Annotated in this window: 5 protein-coding genes; 2 read left to right on the top strand and 3 right to left on the bottom strand. The window is 72.6% G+C overall.

All coding sequences use genetic code 11. The annotated features are described in order from the left end of the window. Positions 1 to 38: 38 nt before the first annotated feature. From H9652_RS16060 to H9652_RS16050, 3 genes are all read right to left on the bottom strand, one after another. Complete coding sequence (locus H9652_RS16060) at positions 39 to 1,595, bottom strand: sensor histidine kinase (protein ID WP_318244217.1); 1,557 nt, start codon at positions 1,593 to 1,595, stop codon at positions 39 to 41. 3 nt (positions 1,596 to 1,598) lie between these two features. Continuing rightward, a complete protein-coding gene (locus tag H9652_RS16055) occupies positions 1,599 to 2,408 on the bottom strand; it encodes a response regulator transcription factor (RefSeq protein ID WP_318244216.1) in 810 nt (269 codons plus the stop codon). A gap of 71 nt (positions 2,409 to 2,479) precedes the next feature. Further along, a complete protein-coding gene (locus H9652_RS16050; protein WP_138826096.1) occupies positions 2,480 to 3,157 on the bottom strand; it encodes a TetR/AcrR family transcriptional regulator in 678 nt (225 codons plus the stop codon). A gap of 98 nt (positions 3,158 to 3,255) precedes the next feature. Here H9652_RS16050 and H9652_RS16045 point away from each other — a divergent pair, with 98 nt between their 5' ends. Both H9652_RS16045 and H9652_RS16040 read left to right on the top strand, forming a co-directional pair. Further along, positions 3,256 to 5,943 carry a beta-d-glucosidase gene (locus tag H9652_RS16045; RefSeq protein WP_318244215.1) on the top strand — a complete coding sequence of 896 codons (2,688 nt, stop codon included), beginning with the start codon at positions 3,256 to 3,258 and terminating at the stop codon, positions 5,941 to 5,943. Between the two features lie 184 nt (positions 5,944 to 6,127). Further along, positions 6,128 to 7,795 carry an ABC transporter substrate-binding protein gene (locus tag H9652_RS16040; protein WP_191797257.1) on the top strand — a complete coding sequence of 556 codons (1,668 nt, stop codon included), beginning with the start codon at positions 6,128 to 6,130 and terminating at the stop codon, positions 7,793 to 7,795. Positions 7,796 to 7,886: the final 91 nt, after the last annotated feature.

The following is a 7,886-nucleotide window of genomic DNA, read 5'->3' as shown; positions in this document are numbered from 1 at the left end:
ATCCGCCGGATGACGACCTCAACCCCGTTCTCGACCCCCTACGGAACGTTTTTTCGGGGCAGGCGGACCTCGAACGTCGTGCCCGACGACGGAGCCCGGCCCGCGTCGCGCACCGTGATCTCGCCGCCGTGCGCCTGGACCACGGCCTGCGCGATCGCGAGGCCCAGGCCTGTCGAGCCGCCGACCCGGTTGCGCGCCGAGTCCCCGCGGCTGAACCGTTGGAACAGCGACGGCACCAGGGCGGGCGGGATGCCGGGGCCGTCGTCGGTCACGGACAGGACGACGTGGTCGTCGCCGTCGGGCCGCAGACCCACGACCACGTGCGTGCCCGGCGGGGTGTGGACGCGGGCGTTGCCCAGCAGGTTCGTGAAGACCTGGCGCAGTCGCGCCTCGTCGCCCACGACCGTGACGTCGGGGATGTCGAACGTGTCGTCGTCGCCCTCGGCGAGAGGCAGGTCCAGCTCCCACACGTGGTCGCGGCTGGCCGCGTGCGCGTCGGCGACCGCGTCGATCGCGAGCGCCGCGAGGTCCACGGGCTCCCGCTCGAGCGGTCGGCCGGCGTCGAGCCGGGCGAGCAGCAGAAGGTCCTCGACGAGCTCGCCCATGCGCAGCGCCTCGGACTCGATGCGGTCGAGCGCGCGCAGGGTGTCGGGCGGAACGTCGTCGGGGGAGCGGCGCACGAGCTCGGAGTACCCGCGGATCGACGCGAGGGGCGTGCGCAGCTCGTGGCTCGCGTCGGCGACGAACTGGCGGACCTGGGTCTCGGACTCGTGGCGCGCGGTGAGGGAGGCCTCGACGTGGTCGAGCATGCGGTTGAGCGCCGCGCCGACCTGCCCGACCTCGGTCCGCTCGTCCGTGAACTGTTCGTCGACGCGCGGGATCTCGCCGACCTCTCCCCGGTCCAGGGGCAGCTCGGACACGTGGACGGCGGCGTCGGCGAGCGCGTCGAGCGGGCGCAGGGAGCGGCGGACGAGCCAGGTCCCGAGCACCGACGCGAGCGCGATCCCGATGACCGCGAGGACGACCTCGACCAGGAGGTAGCCCTCGACGGTCTGGCTCACCGAGGCGGTGCTCATGGCCGTGATGGACGGCTCGCCGTGCTGGGTCGTGGTCGAGATCGCGCGGAACGTCCCGAGGTCGGTGACCTCGACGTCGTGCGGCCTGCCGTCCGCGGGCACGGACTCGAGGTCGTCGATCTGGGCGGCGTCGAGCTCGCGCCGGTCGCCCAGGTCGTCGACGTACCCGGCGAACCGCACCTCGCCGCCCGAGTAGACGACGTTGATGGTCCCGGCGCCCTGGCCGGGGGGCAGGGGGTCGCCGTTCCCCGTGCCCGACGACGGAGCATCCCCCGGGGAGGCCGCGGCGCCCGGGTCCTGGGCCGGGTCCCCCGGCCGGTCGAAGGGACCGCGCTCGGCGCGCTGGCTCGCCTGGACGAGCTCGTCGTCGAGGCGGTCGACCAGGCTCGTGCGCAGGGCGAGGGTCGAGCTGACGGCGAGCGCGACGCTGAGCACGAGCAGGATCCCGACGAGCACGACGACGAGCTGTCGGCGCAGGGTGCGCGGTCGGGCGGTGAGCGACGCCCGGGGTGAGGTCACGCGTCAGGCCTTCGCGGCGCCGTCGGGCTGGGGGCGTGCGGTGTCCGCGGCTCCCTCGGCGGGCTTGATGACGTACCCGACGCCGCGCAGCGTGTGGATCATGGGCTCGCGGCCCTTGTCGATCTTGCGGCGCAGGTAGGAGATGTAGAGCTCGACGATGTTGGCCTGCCCGCGGAAGTCGTAGTTCCACACGCGGTCGAGGATCTGCGGCTTGGACATCACGCGCCGGGCGTTGCGCATGAGGTAGCGCAGGAGCTCGAACTCGGTCGCCGACAGGTGGACGGGGTCGCCGCCGCGGAACACCTCGTGCGAGTCCTCGTCGAGGACCAGGTCGCCGACCACGACGGTCGAGTCCTCGCGGGCGGCGGTCGCGCCGCCGCGACGCATGAGGCCGCGCAGCCGGGCCACGACCTCCTCGAGGCTGAAGGGCTTGGTCACGTAGTCGTCGCCGCCGGCGGTGAGCCCGGCGACGCGGTCCTCGACGGTGTCGCGGGCCGTGAGGAACAGGACGGGGACGTCGGGGGAGGTCGCGCGGATGCGGCGCAGCACGGTGAGCCCGTCGAGGTCGGGCAGCATGACGTCGAGCACGATCACGTCGGGCCCGACGTCGCGGGCCGTGCGGATCGCGGACTGCCCGTCGAGGGCGGTCGAGACGTCCCATCCCTCGTAGCGCAGGGCCGAGGTGAGGAGCTCGGCGAGGTTGGGCTCGTCGTCGACCACGAGGACGCGCACGGGGGAGCCGTCGGCCCGGGTCAGACGCTCGGGGGCGCGCGGGGAGACGAGGGGTTCCGTGGGCGCGGGGGTCGTGGTCATGGATCCATGGTGAGCGCGGTGTCTCGGTCGCGCCTGTGGTGTTCCTATGAATCGACTGTGAGGGCGTGCCGTCAGTCGAGCGGCCGCTCCCGGTGGGACGCCGCGAGCGTCGAGGCCAGGATCGCCTCGATCGCGAAGGCCGTGGCGCCGGCGAGGTCGACCGCGTCGGGGTCGAGCAACCACTGGGTCTGGAGGCCGTCCATGACGGCGATGATGGTGCTGGCGGCCCGGTCGAGGGCCTCGGGGTCGAGGTCGACGTCGTCCTCGGGGGTCAGGAGACCGGCCTCGCGACGTTCGGCGATCACGGTGGTCAGGGCGCTCGTGATGTCTCCGCGCAGGCCGGCGAAACGGTTCGCGGCCCAGTCGCGCGCGGGGTGCTGGTCGGTCACGGACTCGCCGGTCAGGACGGTGTAGGCCTGCACGATGCCGGGGCGCTCGGCATTCATCCGGGCGGTCGTGACGAGGTGGCGGAACAGGTCGAGCCCGCCGGGGATGTGCTTGCCCTCGAGGTGCTCGACGTCGACGACGTCCCGGAACTCGAGGACCTCGATGAGGAGCTGGTTCTTGGAGCCGAAGTGGTGGAGCACCCCGGCGTGGGTGATCCCGACCTGCTCGGCGACCTCGGCGAGCGAGCCCTGGTGGTACCCCTTGGACCCGAAGACGCGCATGGCTGCGCGCAGGATCTCCTCGCGCCGGGCGGCGGTGCCCTTGCGCGGTCGGCGCGTGCGCGCCGGTGTGGCCTCTGTCATGACCGCAACCATACTGTGATCTTCGTTGACTTACTGACCTGTAAGTAAGTGTGGTTGTATATCGGCCAGCAGACAACGCCGTCCGAACGGAGCACCTGGTGTCACTGAAGACCCACGACGTCACGACCGACGTCACCCCCGACGTCAGCCCTGAGGGCGCGGTCGACGTCGACGGGACCGAGGAACGCCTCGCGCGCCTCACCGCAGACCTCACGGTCGAGGAGAAGGTCTCCCTCGTCGTCGGCGCGGGCATGTGGACCACGACCCCGATCGAGCGCATCGGCCTCCGCGCCGTCGCGATGTCCGACGGACCCGTGGGCGTGCGCGGCACGGGCGGTGAGACCGACGGGGCCACGCCGGGAGCGCAGACCTCCGCGATGCTCCCCGCCCCCAGCGCGCTCGCCGCGACCTGGGACCTCGACCTCGCGGCCCGCGCCGGCGCGCTCTTCGCGTCCGAGGCCCGCCGCCACGGCGTCCACGTGGTCCTCGCCCCGCAGATCAACCTCCAGCGCACGCCCGTCGGCGGCCGCCACTTCGAGTGCTACTCCGAGGACCCGCACCTGACGGCCGAGATCGCGGTCCGGCTCGTGCGCGCCTCGCAGGAGAACGGCGTCGGGATGAGCGTCAAGCACTACGTCGCGAACGACTCCGAGACCGAGCGCACGCGCTACCTCGCCCGCCTCGACGAGCGCACGCTGCGCGAGGTCTACCTCCCGCCGTTCGAGCGCGTCGTGCACGAGGCCCAGGCCTGGAGCGTCATGGGTGCCTACTCGGGCGTCGACGACGGCGTGACCGCCGCGCCCGTCCTCGAGCACCGCCCGCTCCTCACCGGGATCCTCAAGGACGAGTGGGGCTTCGACGGCGTCGTCGTGAGCGACTGGGTCGCGACCAAGTCGATCCGCGGCGCGGTCGAGGGCGGGCTCGACCTCCAGATGCCCGGCCCCGACGGCCCCTGGGGCGACGGCCTGCTCGACGCCGTCCGCTCGGGCGAGGTCGCCGAGGCCGAGCTCGACGACAAGGTGCTGCGCCTCCTGCGCCTGGCGCACCGGGTCGGCGCGCTCGACCTCGGCGCCGTTCCCGGCACCGCACGGGTGACCGGCCTCCAGCCCGACGACGCACCCTCCTCCGCGTCGTCGGCCCGCGACGGGCTCACGGGCCAGGAGGCGTCGGCCGCCTTCCTCCGTGAGCTCGTCGCACGCTCGATCGTCGTGCTCAAGAACTCGCCTGTCGCACCGCGCGCAGGGGCGTCAGGCGGGGTGGCCCGGCTCGTCCCCCTCGACCCGGCCGCCCTCGCCGCCCCGGGGCGCCCCCTGACCGTGGCGCTCCTCGGCCCGGCCGCGACGGCCCCCTTCCTGCAGGGCGGCGGCTCGTCGTTCGTCGTCCCGGACCGGGTCTCGACCCCCGAGGAGGAGATTCGCGCAGGCCTGCCCGAGGGCACGCGCCTGCTCGTCCACGACGGCGCGCGCTCCCGCTCCAACCCGCCCGCGCTCGACGTCTCCGGCCGGTGCAGCGACCCGCTCACGGGTGCTCCCGGGCTGCGCGTCGAGCTGCTCGACGCCCGCGGCGAGGTCCTCGACTCCCGCACGGCCCCGACGTGGGACGGCTGGCTCCAGGACGTCCGCGCGGACGCCGTGGCCGTGCGGGTCCGCGCCGACGTCGACCTCGACGAGCCCGGCACGCACGAGCTCGGCATCGGTACGGTCGGCGTCCACACCGTCACGGCCGACGGCCAGGTCGTCTCGACCGGCGACGTCGTGGTCGACGAGGACGTCGTGCTCAGCTCGGGGCACAACCACCCCGTCGCGCGCACCGTGACCGTCGAGGTCGCCGAGCCGCGCACCGCGCACCTGGACGCCACGCTCCAGGTGGTGCACGCCGTCGGGTACGCGTCGTTCGTGCGCGGCGAGCTGGTCCACCGGCTGCCCGGCGCGAGCGCCGAGGAGCTGCTCGACGACGCCGTGGCCGCGGCCGCGGCAGCCGACGTCGCGATCGTCGTGATCGGCACGACCGAGGAGGTCGAGTCCGAGGGCTACGACCGCCCCGACCTCGACCTGCCGGGCAACCAGAACAGGTTGGTCGAGCTCGTCCTGCAGGCGAACCCGAGGACCGTGGTCGTCGTCAACGCGGGCGCACCCGTCCTGCTGCCGTGGCTCGACGACGCCCCGAGCGTCCTGTGGGCCTGGCTCGGCGGGCAGGAGGCCGGGACCGGTCTCGCCGACGCGCTCCTCGGGGTGACCGAGCCCTCGGGCCGTCTCCCGTGGACGCTGCCCGCGCGGGCCGAGGACGTCCCCGTCCCGCACGCCGTCCCGCGCGAGGGCGTCGTCGAGTACACCGAGGGGCTCGACGTCGGCTACCGCGCGTGGGAGCGCACGGGCACCACGCCCGCGGCCCCGTTCGGTCACGGCCTCGGCTGGTCCGAGTGGGAGTACCTGGGGGCGACGGTCGTCGGGCCCGACGACGGCTCGGACGTCCTGCTCGACGTGACCGTCCGCAACGCGGGCACCCGCGCGAGCCGCGAGGTCGTGCAGGTGTACGTCGAGCCCGGCGACGCCTCGGCCCACGACGCGTCCGAGGCGCCCTACCGTCCCGTGCGCTGGCTCGGCGGCTTCGCCGTCGTCGACGCCGCCCCGGGCGAGACCTCCATGGCTCGCGTGCGCATCCCCGCACGCGCCTTCCAGACCTGGGACGTCCCCGCGCAGCAGTGGGTCGCCGCTGCCGGTGGGCACGTCCTGCGGGCCGGCCGGTCGATCCGCGACCTCCGGCTCCGGGCGACCTTGCCCGACTGACCCCGGGGCGCTGGTCGACCGGTCGACCCCGCTCGACCAGCTCCCCGAACGCACGACCCGCACCGCCCTGCACGACCAGCACCGCCCGCTCGACCCAGCACCGCCCCGTCCCACCAGCAAGATGACCGGTTCACCGCGGACCGCACGTACGGTTCGTTCAGATTTTCAGTGCAAGGAGGCACTCATGAACAAGCGCAGGATCAGCACGGCGATCATCGGGCTCACGTCCCTCGCCCTGGTAGCCACCGCATGCAGCGGCGGCAGCGGCGACGGGGGCACCTCGTCGGCAGCCAGCTCGGACGTGCTCACGATCGGCATGCCCAACGGCCCGCAGACCGACAACTCGAACCCCTTCGCGAACACGTCCTCGGCGATGTCGCTCGGCTACGCGTTCGCGATCTACGAGCCGCTCGCCCAGGTCAACACCGTGCGGCCCTCCGAGGACCCCACGCCGTGGCTCGCGAGCGAGTGGGAGTGGAACGCCGACTACACGCAGCTCACCCTCACGGCCCGCGACGGCGTCAAGTGGTCCGACGGCGAGGACTTCACCGCCGAGGACATCGCCTACTCGTTCCAGATCCGCAAGGACAACGAGGGCCTCAACACGTTCGCCCTGCCCTTCGGCGACATCGCGGTCGACGGCAACAAGGTCACGGTCTCGTTCACCGCGGGCCAGTTCGTCAAGCAGGCCCAGATCCTCCAGCTCTTCATCGTCCCCGAGCACATCTGGAAGGACGTCGACGACCCGACCACCTGGACCAACGAGGAGCCCGTCGGCACCGGCCCGTACACCCTCAAGTCCTGGACCGCGCAGGCCGCGACCCTCACCGCGCGCGACGACTACTGGGGCGGCGAGCTCGGCGTCAAGGAGCTGCGCTACAGCTCCTACAACGACAACAACGCCCTCACCAACGCCCTCGTCTCGGGCGAGGCGCAGTGGGGATGGACGTTCATCCCCGACTACCAGAAGGTCTACATCGACGCGAACCCCGACGTGAACAACCAGTGGGCCCCCACGGGCCTCGGCGTCGACTCGCTCTTCCTCAACACCGAGACCGAGCCGTTCGACGACGTCGCCGTCCGCAAGGCCGTCCAGATGGTCCTCGACCGCCAGCAGATCTCCGACCTCGCGTCCTCGGGCGTCTTCCCGCCGCTGCTCAACGTCACGGGCATGCCCGAGCCCGCGGGCACCGACTTCATCACCGCGCCCTTCCAGGGCAAGAAGTACACGGTCGACGTCGACGGCGCCAAGAAGGTCCTCGCCGACGCCGGCTACACCCTCGACGGCACGACCCTCAAGGACCCCGAGGGCAACGCCGTGACGTTCACGCTCACCAACCCCACCGGCTGGTCCGACTACCTGACCGAGCTCCAGATGGTCGCCGACGCCGTCAAGCCCCTCGGCATCGACGCCACCGTCGAGGGCCAGAACGCCGACGCATGGTTCACCGCGATCGCCGAAGGCGACTTCCAGGCCTCCATGCACTGGACGGACGGCGGCGCCACCCCCTGGGACACCTACTCCAACCAGATGGACGGTGCCCAGTACATGCCGCTCGGCGAGCGCGCCAACTGGAACTTCGGCCGCTTCAAGAACGACGAGGCGACCGCAGCCCTGGCCACGTACGCCAACGCCACGGACGAAGCAGCCCGCACCGCCGCGCTCGAGACCGTCCAGCAGGTCTTCGTCGACGAGGTCCCGACCATCGCGCTCCTCGGACGCCCGGCCGCGGCCCAGTACTCGACCAAGAACTTCGTGGGCTGGCCCTCGGACGAGGACCCGTATGCGAACCCGCAGCCGACGACGGCGAACGCGTCGCTGATCCTCACGAAGCTGAAGCCGGCTTCCTGATCGTGTGACTGCTCGTGAGTGAGGGGGCGGGGCCGTCGCCGGGCCGTGGTCGGGCCTGGCGGGAGGCCGAGGAACGAGGCCGGATGGTAGG

Origin of the sequence: Oerskovia rustica, assembly GCF_014836555.1 — a bacterium.
Lineage (GTDB): Bacteria > Actinomycetota > Actinomycetes > Actinomycetales > Cellulomonadaceae > Oerskovia > Oerskovia rustica.
The sequence above is the reverse complement of the archived record's forward strand: the minus strand, read 5'-3'. Positions and strand labels throughout refer to the sequence as shown.

Coding starts and splice junctions, on each gene's coding strand:
- H9652_RS16055 (WP_318244216.1), bottom strand. CDS start 2,408: ATGACCACGACCCCCGCGCCCACGGAACCCCTCGTCTCCCCGCGCGCC.
- H9652_RS16040 (WP_191797257.1), top strand. CDS start 6,128: ATGAACAAGCGCAGGATCAGCACGGCGATCATCGGGCTCACGTCCCTC.
- H9652_RS16050 (WP_138826096.1), bottom strand. CDS start 3,157: ATGACAGAGGCCACACCGGCGCGCACGCGCCGACCGCGCAAGGGCACC.